This is a genomic window from Streptococcus bovimastitidis, assembly GCF_001885095.1.
Taxonomy (GTDB): domain Bacteria; phylum Bacillota; class Bacilli; order Lactobacillales; family Streptococcaceae; genus Streptococcus; species Streptococcus bovimastitidis.
Genome location: NZ_LZDD01000002.1, coordinates 79,709 through 98,881, shown reverse-complemented (window position 1 = coordinate 98,881; position 19,173 = coordinate 79,709). Strand labels below are relative to the sequence as shown.

Genomic DNA, 19,173 nt, shown 5'->3' with positions numbered 1-19,173 from the left:
CAAATCTAACTTTTGGGGTGCAGCTCACTTAGCTATCCTTTTTACTTTATTTTGGAGCGATGATTTCAGCCCCACCCATATATGGACGGAGAACTTCCGGAATTGTTACAGAACCATCAGCATTTTGATAGTTTTCTAAAATTGCTGCAACAGTACGACCAACGGCTAGTCCTGAACCATTTAGGGTGTGCAATAATTTTACCTTACCATCTGCTTCGTCACGATAGCGGATTTGAGCACGACGTGCTTGGAAATCTTCAGTATTAGAACATGATGAAATTTCACGGTAAGCATTTTGAGCAGGAATCCAAACTTCTAAGTCGTAGGTTTTAGCTGCAGAGAATCCCATATCTCCTGTACAAAGGGCCAGAACACGATATGGTAAGTTGAGTTTTTGCAAGATATTTTCAGCATTTGCTGTCATTTTTTCTAATTCTTCATAAGAATTTTCTGGTTTGGCAAACTTAACCATTTCAACTTTATGGAATTGGTGTAGTCGAATTAAGCCACGTGTATCGCGTCCTGCAGAACCTGCTTCAGAACGGAATGAAGGGCTCATAGCTGTGAAGTAAATTGGTAATTCTTTGCCTTCTAAAATTTCACCGCGGTAATAGTTTGTTAATGGAACTTCAGCAGTAGGAATAAGGACAAAATTGGTACCATCTAATTCAAAAGTATCTTCTTTAAATTTTGGATATTGACCGGTACCAAACATAGAGTCATGATTAACCATATATGGCGTGATGATTTCTTGATAACCTTCTTTAGCATGCTCATCTAACATAAAGTTATAAAGAGCGCGTTCCAAGCGTGCACCCAAGTTTTTATAGAATAAGAAACGAGCTCCAGTTACTTTCGCACCGCGTTCCCAGTCTAAAATATCCAGGTCTTCTCCCAAGTCCCAATGTGCTTTGATTTCAAAGTCGAAAGTGCGAGGTGTTCCCCAACGACGGACTTCCACATTTTCCTCTTCATCAGCTCCAACAGGAACAGAATCATGAGGTGTGTTAGGAAGAATAGTAATGATTTCTGTAACTTTTTCATCGATAGCAGCTAGTTCAGCATCAATGCTTTTGATGTCTGCTGAGACTTTCTGCATATCCTCTATTTGCTGACTAGCATCTTCTTTTTGGCGTTTAGCTTGTGCAATGGCTGCAGAAGCAATATTGCGCTCAGCTTTTAATTCTTCAGATTTAACCAATAATTGACGTCGTTCTTGGTCTAAATTTTTTAAGTGACTTAACGTTTCTTCTGAGACACCACGTGTTTTAAGTTTGCCAGCTACTAAGTCAAAATCAGTACGGATACGTTTTAAATCTAACATATTTAACTCCTTTTTATATAAAAAAACACAGCATATGAAATGCTGGAGCGCTATTGCGCGGTTCCATCCAGCTTCACATCCTGTGCCCTTAATTAGTATCAATTTTTACTATTAATCGGTAGAATTTCATAGGATTAACTTATCTGTTCACAGCAACCACAGACTTTCTGGAAAGGAAATCAAACTACTTATCCGATAGGTCTATTATATCAAAATTGCGTAAAATGTAAACATCAAACCCTTTTAAAGTGGTTTTCACATTAAGCATTATCAAATGACTTGTGATAGAATAGTTTTATGACTAATAAAATGACTAAAAAAATCCGGACCCATCACTATGGCCTTGATTTGTTACGGATCATTTCAATGTTTATGATAGTTGTAACACATGTCTTAGGAAAAGGTGGTTTAAGGTCTGAAGTAGATGGACAATCAGATTCCTATTTTATAGTAACTTGGATTATACAAGTATTAGTATATGGAGCGGTCAATTGTTATGCCTTAATTAGTGGCTATGTTGGTTGCAAATCTAAATATAAGTATTCAAAATTAGCAAATATTTGGCTACAAGTGTTTTTCTACACCTTTACGATTACTCTTTTGTTTGCACTTGCTGGCTTTCCTGTAACGCTGCTTAATTGGCGTCAAGCATTTTTCCCAATCGTAAGCGGTCAATACTGGTATATGTCGGCCTACTTTGCCTTACTCATTTTCATGCCCATGATCAATGGGGGCTTAAAATCTTTGACTGATAAACAATTACACAATTTAGTTATTTTAATGGGCTTTGTTTTTTCGCTCTTACCAGCACTTATGAATAATCGTGTAGCTGAATTCTCATTAAGTAAAGGATTTGAAATGACTTGGTTGGTCATCCTTTATATTGTAGGGGCTTATTTACATCGTTTAGATCTTGAAAAATTTTCAACAAAAAAATTATTGACTGTCTACTCGATTTCGATGATTGTAACCTACGCCATGAAATTTATTGTTGGTAATATCTGGTATTGGTATGTTTCGCCAAGTTTGAGTTTAGGTGCGATTTGTTTATTCATTGTTTTTGCAAAAATGGACATCACCAAGCACCACCATTTACATGATTTTATTGTCTTGGTTGCTCCGACAACACTTGGAGTATACTTGGCTCACTTGCATCCACTTCTGGTAAAATTTGTTATTAGGGATTTTGCTGAACCTTTTATTAATGCACCAATTTATATCTATCCTCTATTGATTTTGGGGGTATCAATCATTATTTATATTTTTGCTTTCTTTATTGAAAAAAGCCGAATGCAAATTTTTAAATGGTTGCATGTTAATCAATTAATGAAACGTTTAGATGAAATGATACCATTTGAAGAATAAAAATAAGCTAGGACAAACTGTCCCAGCTTATTTTTTTGAAAACCATTTGCTAATGATTAACTGGATTAAAGTTGGAAGTCTAACAACATTTTCATTACCAATCTTTAAACGAGCTAATTTGAGAATTTTACCAGAGTCTTTGGAAGCAAATAAAAACTTACCTTGATCTGTGAAAATTTCAAAATGTCTGCTAACCTTATTTCTTGAAACATTCGCTCCTATTTGGTTCACGGATGACCAAGGGATTTGAATGTAGTCTTCAACATTTTTATCATTGTAAAATTCAAAAGCTTTATCACCAACTAAAATTTTTCCGACCTTACCTCCCATACCCAAGTATGAAGTTGCCTTTGTTTTAAAGTCGACAGTAGTATTCATGGATTTTGCCAAAGTGAAACTCCCTTCATTGCTTTAGAAATATTATAGCATATGGAAAGTAATAATAATTGACTACTTTCTAATAAAAAACCTGGGATATAATCCCAGGTTTTAATCTATTACATGATACCGAATAGACGAGCAAGGATACCAACGACAAATAAAGCAATAATGATTGTAATTGGTGAAACTTTTTTCTTAAGTAACCACATACATAAGAAAGTAAGTACAAGTCCCATTAATCCAGGGATAAGTGAATCAAGTTGTCCTTGAAGTGATTGTGCTTGATATTTATCAAGGCTCATACCACCAATGGCTTGTCCTAAAATACCTTTTAATTCAGCACCGTTGATGTTTCCTTTAGGAAATTCTACATAAGCACCTTTTGATAACATTTTAGAAGGTAGGTCAACCGTAAATTTAATTGATACCCAACGTTCAACTAATACTGCAAGGATGAACATACCAAGGATTGATGCCCCTTTAGTAATGTCTTGTAAGATACCACCAGACATGTCTTTAGTGATTTCAGAACCAGCTTTATAACCAAATTCTTGTGTATACCATAAGAAGGCCATACGGATGATATTCCATCCAAGGAAGAAAATGATTGGTCCCATGATGTTACCAGATTGTGCTAATGAAGCACCAAGAGCTCCTAAGATTGGACGAACTGTAAACCAGAATACTGGATCACCAATACCAGCTAAAGGTCCCATCATACCGATTTTAACCCCTTGAATAGCAGCATCATCGATGTCAGTACCGTTAGCTCTTTCTTCTTCAAGAGCTAGAGTAACACCCATGATAGGAGCAGCTACGTAAGGGTGAGTATTAAAGAATTCTAAGTGGCGAGTAAGTGCCGCTGCTTGATCTTCTTTAGTTGTGTATAATTTCTTGATTGCTGGAATAAGAGAATAAGCCCAACCCAAGTTTTGCATACGTTCATAGTTCCATGAACCTTGCAAGAATTGTGAACGCCACCAAACTTTTTGGCGATCAGCTTTTGATAATTTAATTTGTTCAGTCATGTTAGGCCCCTTTCTAGTAGTCTTCTAGGATATCGCCGATAGGATCGTTTGATCCACCGTTACCTGATCCACCATTTCCACCTTGTTTAGAAAGGTTAAGGTAGATGAAGGCCATAGCTACACCGATTACACCAAGTGCGATAAGTGTTAAGTCGCTTAAGGCTGCGAAAGCAAAACCAAGAGCGAAGAATGGCCAAACTTCACGAGTAGCCATCATGTTGATTACCATAGCATAACCTACGGCAACAACCATACCACCACCTACAGCCATACCGCCGTTTAACCAGTCAGGCATCATTCCTAAAGCATCTTTAACAGCGCTAGCTGGGATTGCAATAAGAAGTGCGGCTGGAATAGCAATACGAAGACCTTGCATCATTAATGCGATGAAGTGAGCGCGTTCAACACCAGCAATATTACCGTCTTTAGCAGCATTATCAGCTGTATGAGCTAAGGCAACTGAAAGAGTACGAACGATCATAGTAAGGAATAAACCTGCAACTGCCAAAGGAATAGCTGTTGCTGTTGCAACGGCAACACCTTGAGAAGTGAAGTTGCCACCTTTAACCATGATAATAGCAGCAGCGACTGATGCTAAAGCAGCATCCGGTGCAACTGCAGCACCGATGTTTGCCCAACCAAGAGCGATCATTTGTAAAAATCCACCAAGCATAACACCTGCTTCTAAGTTACCAGTTACAAGACCGATAAGCGTACAAGCGACAAGTGGTTGATGGAATTGAAATTGGTCAAGGATACCTTCCATACCTGCGAAGAAGGCAACCACAACGACCAAGATAGCAGAAATAATTGAAATATCTGACATTTTCTTATCCTTTCGAAGTGTATCTAACGAAATCTAACTATTATTAAATTTCGATCAATTTGAGTATTAAACGCTTTCTTTTAATCTTAAATTAAAGGAAAGTTCTTATTGAATGTGAGCTTTTTTGATCAGTTCAAATAAATTCTTCTTAGAATCATTTGGAACTTTACGAACGTCAAACTCAACACCTAACTCTTGAAGTTTCTCAAAGGCAGCAACATCATCTTTATCCATAGATAATACGTTGTTGACCATTGTTTTACCAGTTGAGTGAGCCATTGAACCAACATTTAATTCTTTGATTTCAACGCCACCTTCGACAGCACGAAGAGCATCTTGAACTGTTTCAAATAAAATTAAAGCATGAGTATCGCCAAAACGAGGATCTTTAGCAACTTCAGTTAATTTTTGAATTGGAACAACGTTAGCTTTAACGCCACCAGGAGCAGCTTGTTTGATCAATTGTTTACGCAAATCATCATGAGCAACTGAGTCTGAAGCAACGATGATACGGTTTGCTTTAGAAGCAGGAGTCCATGCAGTCGCAACTTGACCATGTAAGAGACGAGTGTCGATACGAGCAAGGTTAATTTTAAGTTTACCATCACCAATGACAGTTCCTTCTGGAATTGAACCTTGTTTAACTGGAGCAGCTGCTTGAGGAGCAACAGTTTCTACTGGATTGAGTTCTTCAGGAAGTGCTTTAACACCTTCTTTTGACTCTTTAATAATATTAGCGGCAACTTGTTCAACACCTGCATTAGCGTCCATCATACGCTCAGTGTAGGCTTGAATAAGCATAGGCAAGTTAAGACCTGTGATGATAGCCATTTTACGTTCAGGATTTTCTCCCATTACGCGACTAGCTTGGTTAAATGGAGATCCACTCCAAAGGTCAGCTAGTACAAGGACTTCATCATCAGCATCAAATTGAGCGATAGCATTGTTGAAGTGTCCATATAAATCGTCAGGTCCTTCGTTTGGCATGAAAGTTACAACTTGAACTTTCTCTTGTTCGCCAAAAATCATAGAACCAGATTGATGAATACCTTCAGCAAATTTACCGTGGCTGGCAATAATAATACCGATACCCATTCTTGTTCTTCCTCCTTTTAAAAAATTTTTTCGTTGAAATGAAAAAGAATAATCTCCTTCCAAATTTCTTTTACATAAGTCATTTGGCAATCCTTTTTCCTTTAAACGAAATTCAAGAACGTATCTATTTTAAAACGTTTTCAATGAAAAAGCAATACTTTTTCCGAAATTATTATAAATATAAGAAAAATTTCACAAAGTCATGTTATATTATCAGATTTAAGGGAATTGTGATATTATCTCACGGTAAAAAATAAAGTGTATGTAGAAAAAATAATGAAAAATGATTGAAAAAATGAAAAAGAGTTTTGAGATAATTGGAAAAATCTATTCAAAAAACCACCTTGTTGATTGCCAAAGTGGTTTCGTTTTGCCCTTATAAGAAAAGCGCTTCTAATTGTTTAGCCACACCATCTTCTTCATTAGTCCATTGGATTTGATGGTCAGCATGGGGTAATAAGATAGGGTTAGCATTTTTCATTGCATAGCCAGTGCCAGCAAAGGATAGCATTTCAGTATCGTTTTGTTCATCTCCAAAGGCAATGAGATCTTTCTTATCTTTATTGTAGAGATTAAGAAGATATTTTAACGCATAGGCTTTATTAACGTTCTTTGGAGAAATTTCCAATATATTTAATGGTCCTCCCCAAGAATCAACTTCAATTTCATTATTGAAGTAGCTACGCATTTGTTTAGCCAATTCATTTTTATCTTGATGATGGGTTTGAGTTAGCAAAGCATTCGGATTACGTGTGATTTTTGTTTCAATTAATTTCATGTCATCAGTAATTGAGGGTACACCAAATAATTGTGGATCAATTTTTTCGCGATTATTTAAGGTGATGTAGAAATTTTTACGATACTCACTAGCAATAAAATCCATTTGAAAATCATTTTGAGATTTTAAAATTTCAATTAAATAATTTTTATCAAGCGTTACGTTGTGCTCGAATTCCCACTTTTGTTCAGGCATATGGGTTAGGGAGCCATTGAAAGTAATCATTGGCGTCTTTAACTGTAATTGATGATAGTAGTCCATAGCCATACGGTAAGGGCGACCTGTTGAGATTACAACATGATGTCCCTTTTCTTGTACTTTTTGGAGGACGTTTTTGGTATAGTCTGAGATAGTGTTATCACTATGGAGTAAGGTTCCATCTAAATCAAGAGCAATTATTTTTTTAGTCATGTTAAAAGTATATCAAAAATAATTTATTTACCATAGTAAATGGTAAAGACTTGAAAAATTTTTCGTTTTAGTAGAAAAGACGAACAATTCGTTATTAATTTTCTAAATTGTTTGAAAAGCTTTGTGACAAGTGGTAGGATAATACTATCGTTTTTAACGACACATTATTGGATGAAATCAAAGCTAGTCATGATTAGTGACGGTTTTTTTGATTTTTATCTATCTTATTACTTATTTAAGGAGTCTCCATTCTAATGGAAAAGTTTTTTAATTTAAAGGAAAATGACACTAGTGTCTCAACCGAAATCGTTGCTGGTTTAACAACCTTCTTTGCAATGTCGTATATTCTATTTGTTAATCCAAGTATTCTTGGTGCAGCTGGAATGCCAACGAAAGCTGTCTTTTTAGCAACCATTATTGCTGCAGCTATCTCAACAGCAATAATGGGGCTATTTGCAAATGTACCTTATGCATTAGCACCTGGAATGGGCTTAAATGCTTTCTTCACTTATACAGTCGTATTTGGACTAGGTTTTTCTTGGCAAGAAGCACTAGGGATGGTATTTATTTGTGGACTATTTAATATCTTTATCACAGTTACAAAAGTCCGTAAGAGTATCATCAAAGCAATTCCGCTAAGTCTCCAACATGCAATTGGTGGAGGGATTGGTGTCTTTGTTGCTTATCTAGGTTTTAAAAATGCAAACATTATCAACTTCTCATTATCAGCACAAAATATTGTAGCAGTTAATGGCGTTGAACCAGCTAAAGCTACAGCTAAAACCTTTGCTAATGGTGTTTTTGCTGTTAACGCAAATGGTGGAGTTGTACCTGCGATTTCAACATTCACAGATCCTAGCGTTCTCTTAGCTATTTTTGGTCTCCTTCTTATGGCAGTTTTAGTCATAAAAAATGTTCGTGGAGCAATTTTAATTGGTATCATTGTAACTACATTAGTTGGGATTCCACTTGGTGTTGTTGATTTATCACACTTAAACTTTGGATCAAATCATATTGGTCAAGCATTCGATGAATTAGGAACAACTTTCTTGGCGGCCTTTGGTGGAATTGCATCTTTATTTAAAGATTCAACACGTTTACCATTAGTCTTAATGACAATATTTGCCTTCTCATTATCTGATACATTTGATACAATTGGTACCTTTATTGGTACAGGTCGTCGTACAGGTATTTTCTCAGCAGAAGACGAAGCAGCCCTTGAAAACTCTACTGGATTCTCTTCTAAGATGGACCGTGCACTTTTTGCCGATGCTATCGGAACATCAATCGGTGCCTTATTCGGAACGTCAAATACAACAACATATGTTGAATCAGCTGCAGGTATTGCTGAAGGTGGCCGTACAGGTTTAACCGCTCTTTCTACAGCAGTATGTTTCTTGCTTTCAATTTTCTTATTACCACTTGTTGGTATCGTTCCAGCAGCAGCAACAGCACCTGCATTAATCATCGTTGGGGTAATGATGGTTTCATCATTCTTGGATGTTGATTGGAGTAATTTCGAAGATGCTTTACCAGCCTTCTTCGCAGCCTTCTTCATGGCTTTATGTTACTCAATTTCATATGGTATCGCAGGAGCCTTCATTTTCTATTGCTTAGTGAAAATTGTAAAAGGTAAAGCGAATGAAGTTCATCCAATTTTATGGGGTGCGACATTCCTCTTTATCCTAAACTTTGTCATCTTAGCTATCTTATAATTAATAGACAGAGCAGTTACATATGTGACTGCTTTTTTAATGTCTACTCAATTGAGGACTTGGAAGTCAAAATCTTTTCTGATATAATGACCTTATGTTTTATAGTGAAAATGAAAATGAACTGATTGACTTTGGTGTCAAAATTGGAAAAGCTTTGAAGGAAGAGGATGTCATTGTCTTGTCCGGAGAACTTGGTGCTGGCAAGACTACCATTACAAAAGGGATTGCAAAAGGCCTTGAGATCGATCAAATGATTAAAAGTCCAACTTACACCATTGTTCGTGAGTATCAAGGACGTCTCCCCCTATATCATTTAGATGTTTATCGCATTGGTGATGATCCCGACTCCATTGACTTGGATGATTTTATTTATGGGAATGGTGTCACAGTTATCGAATGGGGAAATCTATTAGACTTAGATGCATTTGAAGATTATTTAACCATTAGCCTTGCTAAAAAAGAATTAGGACGACAGGTGACACTAAATGCCAAAGGCCCTCGATCACAAGAACTCCTAGAGGATATTTTATATGCCTGAAGCAAATGTTATTATTGAAGAGGCTCAAGCAAGTGATGCCCCGGCAATACAAGAGCTCATTAAACAATTATCAAATGAGACTGATTTTATTACTGAAACAGAATCTCTTATTTCTGTTCCAATTAATCGTTTAGCTGAACAGTTAGAAAAGCTCACAGAGAGTCCAAAGGAGTTGTGTCTGCTTTTAAAAGTAGATAATCATCCTGTAGGTCTCTTGAATATTTCTAATAGCCATCAAGCAGATAGCGACCATATCGGTGAGCTTTTTATAGCAATAAAAGCCCCTTTTCAAGGCTATGGTTTGGGACAAGATTTGTTAGCTATTGCAATTGATTGGGCAATAGAAATAGATTTTTTAAAGAAAATTGAATTGGAAGTTCAAGTTGAAAATCAAAAAGCGATTCACATTTATGAAAAATTTGGGTTTGAAATTGAAGGAAAACGAAAATTAGCTGTTAAAACTAAAGATGGAGAATTTCGAGATGTCTATCTAATGGGTAGAATACTAGAAAATTAGAAAAATACATGAAAATCGGAAAAAAAATATTTTTGATGATTCTAACAATCATCCTAACAACTATTGTAGCCTTGGGGGTCTATGCCACAAGCGCCTACAATTTTTCTACTAGTGAGTTAGCAAAAACCTTTAAAGATTTTAATACCTCTGGTAAAAAGAGTACTGCTATCAGTCAAACAAAGCCCTTTTCTATTCTCTTAATGGGTGTTGATACGGGTTCATCAGAGCGTAAGTCAAAATGGTCAGGTAATAGTGATTCAATGATTTTAGTGACCATTAATCCGAAAACAAAGAAAACAACCATGACCAGTTTGGAACGGGATATTTTGATGGAATTATCTGGTCCCAAATCAAATAATATGGATGGTGCTGAGGCTAAACTCAATGCTGCCTATGCTGCCGGTGGCGCTCGAATGGCCATTATGACAGTTCAAGATTTGCTCAATATTAAGATTGATAATTATGTTCGTATTAATATGCAAGGCCTAATTGATTTAGTTGATGCAATTGGTGGGATTACTGTAACCAATGAATTTGATTTCCCCATTTCAATTTCAGAAAACGAACCAGAATACCAGGCTAAAGTTCAACCAGGAACACATAAGGTAAATGGTGAGCAAGCATTAGTATATGCCCGGATGCGCTATGATGACCCAGAAGGCGACTATGGTCGTCAAAAACGTCAACGGATCGTAATCCAGAAAGTCATTAAGAAAATTCTAGCTCTCAATAGTGTTAGTTCTTACCGAAAAATCTTACACGCAGTCAGCAACAACATGCAAACCAACATTGAGATTTCTAGCGATACCATTCCTAACTTACTTGGCTATGCCGATTCTCTTAAAAATATAAAATCCTATCAATTAAAAGGTGTAGATGCCACCTTGGCCGATGGTGGTTCATATCAAATTGTAACCGAAGAACATTTATTAGAAGTGCAAAACCGCATTCGCCGTCAATTAGGACTAAGTAAAGTGACTGAATTGAAAACGTCAGCTGTTACTTATGAGGAATTGTATGGCGTAAGTGCTAAAACAAGTAAAAGCAAAGCTTCCAAATCTGGAGAAACTAATAATGATAGTGGTTCAGATAGCCAATATTCAGGCGATTCTAATGGAACCTATTATTCTAATTATGATAATAACATTACCATTATTCCACCAGAAAGTAGTGCACCTGCTGCTTCAAGCCCTGCTGTTGGTTCTAATTCTGGTACTTACTCAGGAAATGGTGATTCGACAAACGTCCCAGTAACACCGACGACTCCAACAGTACCGGTAACACCAGCACCAAGTGCTGGAACTGGAACAGTTACCACTCCATAAAGAAAAGCAGTGCTATTTTTAGCGCTGCTTTTTGAGTCTTATTTTTGATACTTTTCCATGCGTTCTTTGATTTGATTAATTTTAGGTTGAGTGTCTTGATTGAAAACTCGAACTTTGTAAGTCAAGTCGTCCCCAATACTTTGAATTTTTTGAATCTCAGTTTGAATCCGATTGAGATTGACTTTGATATTATCTAAATCCATCTGAATCAAATCTTTTTCACTGTTAGCTTCTGCTAGGCCAGATTTAATCTGATCACGTTTCTGATATGCGGTGTAGGCTGCAAAAGAGGTTAACCCCGCCAAGATAAATACTTTAACTTTCATTCTCCAACCTCCATTTTTATTTTATTCGCCAATTGTGCCAATCTATCAAAGTCAGGTTCATGTGTTGTATATTGAATGACTATTCCGTCAGTTTCACTATATCGAGGAACCAGGTGGATATGCGCGTGGAAAACGGTCTGACCAGCAATCTCCTCGTTATTGTTGACGATGTTCATGCCAATAGCATTAGTAGCACTCTGTAAAGCTCTAGCCAACTTAGGGAGATGATAGAAAGTTTGACTAGCAGTATCGGCATCCATCTCCAAGACATTACGAACATGTTTCTTAGGAATCAGCAAACTATGACCAGGAGTTGTTTGTGAAATATCTAAAAAAGCCAAAACATCGTCGTCTTCATATATTTTTGAAGCTGGAATTTCTCCATTTACAATTTTACAAAAAATACAATCATCCATTTCAATTTTCCTTTTCTTTTTGAGAATAATAGCAGAGCAAAAATCTAACTTTGCAAGGGGCAAGACTAATGACTTCATTAGGACACTTTCTTACAGTGCCGCCCAATTAGTCCACTACCATAAGCAAGGGAGATCAGAATTGTTATTTTCACTAGTTTTGTCATGGCAAATCTCCTTTGAGATTATTTTACCTTTTTTTTGCAAGCACTTCAATTAAATAAGATGTCTCATCTAAAAGCTTCAGTTACAAAAGTTAGTTGCGTAACAAGAACAAGTAACTTGGTAAAAAATAAAGGCTGAGTTCTCCGAGGGTTTGCAGGTTGAGCTCAGTTTAATTTTCTGAACTATTATTTTTAGACTAGAAGTCCGAATCAATTACCCAAAAACTTCACCCATCTTCCATTCTTAAAATTCTTGGACTTTCTTCCGATATACTATCTGACAGAGAATTTGTTATAATAGTAAGCATCAAAAGCAATTCTAGAAAGAGTAAAAATGTTAAAAATTGAAAATTTAACAGGAGGTTATCTTAACATTCCTGTATTGAAAGATATTTCTTTTTCCGTTCAAGATGGTCAGCTTGTAGGTTTGATTGGTCTTAATGGAGCTGGTAAATCAACAACCATTAACGAAATCATCGGGCTATTACGGCCATATAAAGGTAAAATTACCATCGATGGCTTATCACTCGATGAAGATATAGCAGCCTATCGTAAAAAGATTGGATTTATTCCTGAAACACCTAGCTTGTATGAAGAATTAACACTAGCTGAACATATTGAAACTGTTGCTATGGCCTATGATATCGACGTCCAAGAAGCATTCAAAAAAGCTAAACCTTTACTAGAAACCTATCGTTTGTCAGACAGATTAGATTGGTTCCCAAGCCAATTCTCTAAAGGGATGAAACAGAAGGTTATGATCATCTGTGCCTTTATCATCGACCCAAGTCTTTTTATCTTAGACGAACCCTTTTTAGGTTTGGATCCGTTAGCAATTTCAGATTTAATTGCCTATCTCGAAGTAGAAAAAGCAAAAGGCAAGTCTATATTAATGAGTACTCATGTCTTGGACTCAGCAGAAAAAATGTGTGATGCTTTTGTTATACTCCATCAGGGACAAATCCGAGCACAAGGAACATTGGCAGAGTTGCGACAAAGTTTTGGGAATAAAGAAGCTAGCTTGAATGATATCTATTTAGCTCTAACTAAAGAGGTATAATATGAAAGAGTTATTCAAGCAACGTCAAAGCGCATTTTTAGCCTTACATCGTAAATATTTACCCTATGTTTTAAATGATCATTTTATCCTGGTCTTAATCTTCTTATTAGGCTTTATCCTCTTCCAATATAGCCAAATTCTCAAGCATTTCCCAAAAAATCATTATCCTATTATTCTATTTTTAGTAGCAGTCTACCTGATTTTGTTAGCTATTGGCAAACCAGCAAGCTATCTTGAGCCAGCTGATCGTCATTATTTATTAAGACAAGAAGCTTGCATTATTAGTCATCTAAAAGAAGCTGCAAAAAGGTCCTATTTCCTCTGGACTAGTATTAGTCTTGGACTGTTAACCTTACTCTATCCTTTGATGGCCAAACTAGGTTTGGCAATAGTGGCCTTTTTAGCCTTATTAGTCCTGTTTATTTGCCTTAAATGGTTTATCCAGCAAAGAAAGGCTAGCGCTTTACTAGAGGATGGTCGGTTGAAGTGGGACCAAGCTATCGCCTATGAATTAGCACGACAACAAGGAATCCTGAAATTCTATGCTCTTTTTACAAATGTTAAAGGCATTTCAGGAACATTTAAAGAGCGCAAATATCTAAACCCCATAACTAAGGCATTTCCCAAAAAATCTCAGTATTTATGGACAAATCTCTATTTAAGGTCCTTTTTGAGAGGTTCAGATTACCTGGGATTATTTATCCGCTTAAGTTTGTTGAGCTGCCTGAGTTTGATTTTTATCAAAAATCATTATTTAGCAATAGGCCTTAACTTTGTTTGGACGTATCTCCTGTATTTTCAGCTATTAGCGCTTTACCATTATTATGATTATTTCTATTTAGGCCAATTATACCCAGTAAATAATAAATTGAAGAAAACAAATCTATTCTATTTTTTGAGATTACTAGCAGGAGTTTCACTAGTTTTACAATTACTCTTTTGCCGCAGCATAATCGTCTTGGTTGGGATAGTGGTAACAATCCTCTTTCTAACCCTAGTCTATATCCCTTACAAGATTAAGAACATGATTGACTAAGTCAGACAAAACAAGTAAAATAGGAATAAGTGATTTGAAATAGAAAAGGAGGGCGATAGAATGACAGTAACTGATGATGATTTAAGATTAACGCCCTTACGTGGAAATAGTGGAAAGGCCTACAAAGGCACATACCCAAATGGTGATAACGTTTTTATTAAATTAAATACTACCCCAATCTTACCAGCCTTATCAAAAGAGCAAATTGCTCCACAATTACTCTGGGCGAAACGCTTAGGTAATGGCGATATGATGAGTGCACAAGAGTGGTTAGATGGTCGTATTTTAAGTAAGCAAGATATGAATAGTAAACAAATTATTCATATTTTATTACGCTTACATAAGTCAAAACAATTGGTCAACCAACTCTTGCAATTAAACTACAAAATTGAAAACCCATATGATTTAGTTGCTGACTTTGAAAAAAATGCACCATTACAAATTCAACAAAACTCTTACCTGCAAAGTGTTGTTAAGGAGTTGAAAAGAAGCTTACCAGAGTTTCGGACAGAAGTTGCAACAATTGTTCATGGTGATATCAAACACAGTAACTGGGTCATCACTACAAGTGGAATGATTTACCTTTGTGACTGGGATTCTGTTAGATTAACGGATCGTATGTATGATGTTGCTTATTTGTTAAGCCACTATATTCCGCGGTCACGTTGGCCAGAATGGTTATCATATTATGGCTATAAAAATAATGATAAGGTCATGAGCAAGATTTTTTGGTATGGTCAACTTTCTTATTTGACACAAATCCTTAGATGTTTTGATAAGCGTGATATGGAACATGTGAATCAGGAAATTTACGCTCTACGTAAATTTAAAGATAGTTTTAGAAAGTTATAAATGCGAGTTCGTAAACGAAAAGGTGCTGAGGAGCACTTGGAAAACAACCCACAATATGTTATATTAGAGCCCGAAACTGCTAAAGGAAAATGGCAGCAAGTTTTTGGAAATCAGAATCCCATTCATATCGAAGTTGGTTCTGGAAAAGGCGGCTTTATTACCGGTATGGCCCGTCAAAATCCACATATCAATTATATTGGGATTGATATTCAATTATCTGTTCTCAGCTATGCATTAGACAAAGTTTTAGAGAGTCAACTACCAAATGTCCGTTTGCTTCGTGTTGATGGTTCAAGCTTAACTAATTATTTTGAAGAAGGTGAAATTGATCTCCTTTATCTTAATTTTTCCGACCCTTGGCCCAAATCAAGACATGAAAAACGCCGTTTAACTTATAAAGACTTTCTAAAAACATATGAAGAGATTTTACCAGAGCATGGTCAAATTCATTTCAAAACGGATAATCGTGGCTTGTTTGAATATAGTTTAGCAAGTTTCTCTCAATACGGAATGACCCTGAAACAAGTTTGGCTAGATTTACATGCCAGTGATTATGAAGGTAACGTCATGACTGAATATGAAGCAAAATTTGCTAATAAAGGTCAAGTTATCTACCGGGTAGAAGCACAATTTTAGATGATTAGTGAAGTTGCTAGCAACTTCCTTTTATGGAGAGGTCGCATAGTGGCCGAGTGCGCACGCTTGGAAAGCGTGTAGTCCTTAACGGGGCTCGGGGGTTCGAATCCCCTCCTCTCCTTCATAATGAGAAAAGGCATGAAATCAGAAGATTTCATGCCTTTTCAAATATACTTAATCTTTGGTTGGAATAGAGAAAAAATCAGAATGTTTTTTGATGTGATTCTTTCCAACAGTAATGTCATATTGAATATATTTTAAGTCTTCGGCAGCCTTTTTATCAATGATAAAATCTTCAGATGGTAAGTTTTTTGAAAGCAGTGCATAATAGGGTGATAGTTTGCTCTTTGTATTTTCGAAAAGAAGTGCAGGGAAATCATTTGACCGTACAGTAGGGAAGTTTTGTTTTTCAAAATTCTCCTGATTTGACCAAATGAAATAATCAGTTGCTTTTTTTCGATTGTCACTTGTTTTAAAAAAACTATTTGGGTATAAGCCTGGTAAATGATCGCCATAAAAGACGACTGTAATTGGTTTTTTCATCTGACTTAATTTTTCGAAAAAGTCAGAGGTAGCACGATCTGTCTCAGCAAGTCTATTGGTGTAATCTTGGAGACGTCGATTTTCTACTTCTGAGAAATTTTCACCTTTAATTGCGTAGCTGGCACTGGCACCGTTAGCATTATAAGGACCATGATTTTGCATTGTTATTGCATAAATAAATTTATTTTCTTTGTCATCTAATTGATTGATGATATTTTGATAGGTAGATTGGTCACTAGGATATTGACCATATGGTTTGATGGACTTTGGGTTATCAGCTGAGCCATCTTTTGCAATGAATTTATTAAAATTCAATTTACCGTAAACTGCAGTTCGATTGTAGTTATGAGCATTGTCTAAGTGAATGACAATTCGATTTTGGGGTTTGTAAAAATGGCTGATAGACGGTACATAATCCATATTTGGAAATATTTCTGAGTTTAGTACAGTTACATTTGAAGAAAAACTGGTCATGTTCAATCCAGTTATGCTTTGAAATTCCATATTAGCAGTACCTCCGCCATAACCGTCAGAAATCATCATGCCACTTGTTGTGTCTTTTTTTAGCTGGTCGATATTTTCTAATGGATTTGTTGAAGATTCAATGCCATCTAAATGAAGTGGGTTTGCAAGGCTTTCGCTTAAGACATAGATAATGGTTTGATCGTCTATGTTTGATTTTCTATTTTTATTAATCGTTTGTGAAAGATCATAATATTTAAGGTAGATTTCTTCAATTTTTTGATGACTATAACCTTTAGGCATTTTCATCTTATCTACTGTAAGCGATTTGAGCCAAACATATGACAAGGATTGGAAGCGTGCGTTGGCATTAATGCCTAACCAATTCACATCATAAAAATTATAAACCGATGATAAAACTGGAATACCTGCTGGAAATGGGCTATTAGCATGTTTTTTGATAAAGTTAGCACCACTAAAAAATAAACTGAAGAAAATGATAATAAAAGAAACTTGAGATGTAATTGTTTTAAAAAGTGGGCTCCAAAGTAATTTTTTATAGGTGAATTTTAAAATTAAACTAATTAAAGCTAACAAAATTACGATAGAAATAAGGGCTTTAAAAGAAATATAATCTTTAAAAAACTGGATATCCTTTATCCAAATTAAATCCGATACAATAAAAGGTTCTTGGCGAGCTTCAAATTTCAATGCATTTATAAGTGAAAAACTAGCTGCTAATATGAGATTTAAAAGTGTTGCAGGTATATAACGATTAACGATGAGATAAGGAATAATAAAAAGTAAAGTTAAAAGAATAATCTGTAAAATAGTAGCCCCTGGGGCGATGAAATAATGATAGTGACTACCCTTATCAGTAATACCAACTTGAATAAAGTAATTTGAAATAATTGCAAAGATGATGCTTGTTGATAGGAGCGAGGATATACCGGATTGGTTTTGCCTGAAGTCCTCTATCATATGGGCAATTAGTAAAGTTACTATAGTGCTTAAGAAATAAAATGTTAATGTGTATTGCCAAACATTATGATTTAAATTAGGAACTCTTAATTCTGAAACGGGTAATAAAGTGTTTTCTGATAAGCGCTCTAGAAAGAGAGGAGAGGTCAATGTTAAGAGAGTAAAGGTTTGTCCTAAGGAAACATTTTGGAGTAAAGAAGTATTACTTAAACTTACTTTCTTAAAAAAACTAATTCTGTTTGTTAGAAATTTCAGACCAAAGGCAAAGCAAAGAATCAATCCTATCCATTTTAGCGAGTTGTATTGCCAGAAGTCAGTAAATTCTTGCCACATAAAGGTTGGGTCGTTTAACCTTAATGTCATTTTAAGAAAATAGTGTGTACCACAATAGAGCAAGTATGTTATGACCATTTTCAAAAAATAAGTGAGGTTTAGAAACTGATTTATGAGAAGGCTAATGAGTAAGCAAAGAATTAAACGCCATTCGATTGATATGAAATCAAGCTGGCCAATGTGGAGGTTAGCGAAGGCGTTGTAACTTAATATGTTAGCAAGAAGACAGAAGGTTAATAGCAAAATTACGGTTAGATAGAAATCTTTAATTTGGCTAAATTGCCTGATTTTTTCTATAGATTTATTAATATTTTCCAATAAATAATTCAAAGTGGATACCCTTTCGTTTTTGTCATCTTACCTATTATAATAAAATTAGCAAATTTAATAAATAATTTATTTTGGCAAAAATCTAATCTTCATACTTTTAGCTTGATTAGTTCTTAGAAAGTGCTATAATAGAAGTAACATATACAGAAGCGGTGGTGGGAGATATCTCGCCACTTTTGTATTGATATTTTTCCAAACTTGGAATTTCCTTAGCAGAAGTAAGTAAAGGAGGGCATTGTTATCGCAAATCAAACAATTATTGATACAGTTACTCAAACGGTATCACCAGTTATTCAGGCACCCTACGAATTGGTTGATGTTGAATACGAAAAAATGGGCAGTGATTATGTTTTAAGCATACTCGTTGATAAAGAAGGTGGTATTTCCGTTGAAGATACAACTGAATTAACCGAAATTATTAGTCCGCTCTTAGATCAGATTTCACCGGACCCTTTTCCTGAGCAATACATGCTGGAAGTTTCTAGTCCTGGCTTAGAGAGATCATTAAAAACGAAAGAAGCACTTGAAAAAGCAGTTGGTTCTCATGTTAATGTCAGTCTCTATAAAGCTATTGATAAAGTTAAAGTCTTCCAAGGTGATTTAGTTTCCTTTGATGGTGAAACACTAACTATTGATTATTTGGATAAAACACGTCATAAACTTGTTGAAATCCCGTATCAAACTGTAGCCAAAGCCCGTTTGGCAGTTAAACTTTAACCGATTTTTAAGTAAGA

General features: G+C 35.6%; 19 protein-coding genes and 1 tRNA gene. 11 read left to right on the top strand and 9 right to left on the bottom strand.

Features of this window, described 5'->3' with window-relative positions; genetic code table 11:
- Positions 1–46: 46 nt before the first annotated feature.
- On the bottom strand, positions 47–1,324 hold the full coding sequence (gene serS, locus A9Q68_RS06225; protein WP_083426036.1) for a serine--tRNA ligase: 1,278 nt from the start codon (positions 1,322–1,324) through the stop codon (positions 47–49).
- Positions 1,325–1,621: 297 nt separating this feature from the next.
- On the opposite strand from serS, the gene A9Q68_RS06220 reads away from it, so the two are divergent.
- The gene (locus A9Q68_RS06220) at positions 1,622–2,689 is read left to right on the top strand and encodes an acyltransferase (RefSeq protein WP_071793824.1); all 1,068 of its coding nucleotides are present in this window, start codon (positions 1,622–1,624) and stop codon (positions 2,687–2,689) included.
- 27 nt (positions 2,690–2,716) lie between these two features.
- Here A9Q68_RS06220 and A9Q68_RS06215 read toward each other — a convergent pair whose 3' ends face one another.
- The 5 genes from A9Q68_RS06215 to A9Q68_RS06190 form a co-directional block, all read right to left on the bottom strand.
- Positions 2,717–3,079, bottom strand: a complete 363-nt coding sequence (locus A9Q68_RS06215; RefSeq protein ID WP_071793823.1) for a DUF956 family protein — start codon at positions 3,077–3,079, stop codon at positions 2,717–2,719.
- A 107-nt stretch (positions 3,080–3,186) separates the two neighbouring features.
- Complete coding sequence (locus A9Q68_RS06210) at positions 3,187–4,098, bottom strand: PTS system mannose/fructose/sorbose family transporter subunit IID (protein WP_071793822.1); 912 nt, start codon at positions 4,096–4,098, stop codon at positions 3,187–3,189.
- A gap of 13 nt (positions 4,099–4,111) precedes the next feature.
- Positions 4,112–4,924 carry a PTS mannose/fructose/sorbose transporter subunit IIC gene (locus A9Q68_RS06205; RefSeq protein WP_071793821.1) on the bottom strand — a complete coding sequence of 271 codons (813 nt, stop codon included), beginning with the start codon at positions 4,922–4,924 and terminating at the stop codon, positions 4,112–4,114.
- Between the two features lie 105 nt (positions 4,925–5,029).
- Positions 5,030–6,019, bottom strand: coding sequence for a PTS sugar transporter subunit IIB (locus tag A9Q68_RS06200; RefSeq protein ID WP_071793820.1), 990 nt, complete (start codon positions 6,017–6,019; stop codon positions 5,030–5,032).
- A gap of 376 nt (positions 6,020–6,395) precedes the next feature.
- Positions 6,396–7,208 (bottom strand): Cof-type HAD-IIB family hydrolase, encoded by an 813-nt coding sequence (locus tag A9Q68_RS06190; protein WP_071793818.1) that lies wholly within the window; start codon positions 7,206–7,208, stop codon positions 6,396–6,398.
- Positions 7,209–7,462: 254 nt separating this feature from the next.
- On the opposite strand from A9Q68_RS06190, the gene A9Q68_RS06185 reads away from it, so the two are divergent.
- The 4 genes from A9Q68_RS06185 to lytR all read left to right on the top strand — a co-directional run bounded on the left by A9Q68_RS06185 (position 7,463) and on the right by lytR (position 11,303).
- Positions 7,463–8,923 (top strand): NCS2 family permease, encoded by a 1,461-nt coding sequence (locus A9Q68_RS06185; protein ID WP_071793817.1) that lies wholly within the window; start codon positions 7,463–7,465, stop codon positions 8,921–8,923.
- A 94-nt stretch (positions 8,924–9,017) separates the two neighbouring features.
- Positions 9,018–9,461, top strand: coding sequence for a tRNA (adenosine(37)-N6)-threonylcarbamoyltransferase complex ATPase subunit type 1 TsaE (gene tsaE, locus A9Q68_RS06180; RefSeq protein ID WP_071793816.1), 444 nt, complete (start codon positions 9,018–9,020; stop codon positions 9,459–9,461).
- Positions 9,454–9,978: a GNAT family N-acetyltransferase gene (locus A9Q68_RS06175; protein ID WP_071793815.1), complete on the top strand. Its 525-nt coding sequence runs from the start codon at positions 9,454–9,456 to the stop codon at positions 9,976–9,978. Before tsaE ends, A9Q68_RS06175 begins: the two co-directional genes overlap by 8 nt.
- 8 nt (positions 9,979–9,986) lie before the next feature.
- Positions 9,987–11,303: a glycopolymer--peptidoglycan transferase LytR gene (lytR, locus tag A9Q68_RS06170; RefSeq protein WP_071793814.1), complete on the top strand. Its 1,317-nt coding sequence runs from the start codon at positions 9,987–9,989 to the stop codon at positions 11,301–11,303.
- Between the two features lie 38 nt (positions 11,304–11,341).
- Here lytR and A9Q68_RS06165 read toward each other — a convergent pair whose 3' ends face one another.
- Positions 11,342–11,629, bottom strand: coding sequence for a chemotaxis protein (locus A9Q68_RS06165; protein WP_071793813.1), 288 nt, complete (start codon positions 11,627–11,629; stop codon positions 11,342–11,344).
- Entirely contained in the window at positions 11,626–12,045 is a 420-nt protein-coding gene (locus A9Q68_RS06160) for an HIT family protein (protein WP_071794236.1), read from the bottom strand. The genes A9Q68_RS06165 and A9Q68_RS06160 overlap by 4 nt, the downstream gene beginning before the upstream one ends.
- Positions 12,046–12,540: 495 nt before the next feature.
- Between A9Q68_RS06160 and A9Q68_RS06155 the strand changes: the two genes are divergently transcribed.
- From A9Q68_RS06155 to A9Q68_RS06135, 5 genes are all read left to right on the top strand, one after another.
- Positions 12,541–13,266: an ABC transporter ATP-binding protein gene (locus A9Q68_RS06155; RefSeq protein WP_071793812.1), complete on the top strand. Its 726-nt coding sequence runs from the start codon at positions 12,541–12,543 to the stop codon at positions 13,264–13,266.
- 1 nt (position 13,267) lies between these two features.
- The gene (locus tag A9Q68_RS06150; protein WP_071793811.1) at positions 13,268–14,302 is read left to right on the top strand and encodes an ABC transporter permease; all 1,035 of its coding nucleotides are present in this window, start codon (positions 13,268–13,270) and stop codon (positions 14,300–14,302) included.
- A gap of 60 nt (positions 14,303–14,362) precedes the next feature.
- A complete protein-coding gene (gene ccrZ / locus A9Q68_RS06145; protein ID WP_071793810.1) occupies positions 14,363–15,154 on the top strand; it encodes a cell cycle regulator CcrZ in 792 nt (263 codons plus the stop codon).
- Complete coding sequence (trmB, locus tag A9Q68_RS06140) at positions 15,155–15,790, top strand: tRNA (guanosine(46)-N7)-methyltransferase TrmB (protein ID WP_071793809.1); 636 nt, start codon at positions 15,155–15,157, stop codon at positions 15,788–15,790.
- Between the two features lie 34 nt (positions 15,791–15,824).
- Positions 15,825–15,911: transfer RNA gene (locus tag A9Q68_RS06135), tRNA-Ser, on the top strand.
- A 53-nt stretch (positions 15,912–15,964) separates the two neighbouring features.
- Here the strand turns inward: A9Q68_RS06135 and A9Q68_RS06130 are convergent.
- Complete coding sequence (locus A9Q68_RS06130; RefSeq protein WP_165605226.1) at positions 15,965–18,139, bottom strand: LTA synthase family protein; 2,175 nt, start codon at positions 18,137–18,139, stop codon at positions 15,965–15,967.
- Positions 18,140–18,673: 534 nt separating this feature from the next.
- Between A9Q68_RS06130 and rimP the strand changes: the two genes are divergently transcribed.
- The gene (rimP, locus tag A9Q68_RS06125; RefSeq protein ID WP_071793807.1) at positions 18,674–19,156 is read left to right on the top strand and encodes a ribosome maturation factor RimP; all 483 of its coding nucleotides are present in this window, start codon (positions 18,674–18,676) and stop codon (positions 19,154–19,156) included.
- Positions 19,157–19,173 lie beyond the last annotated feature (17 nt).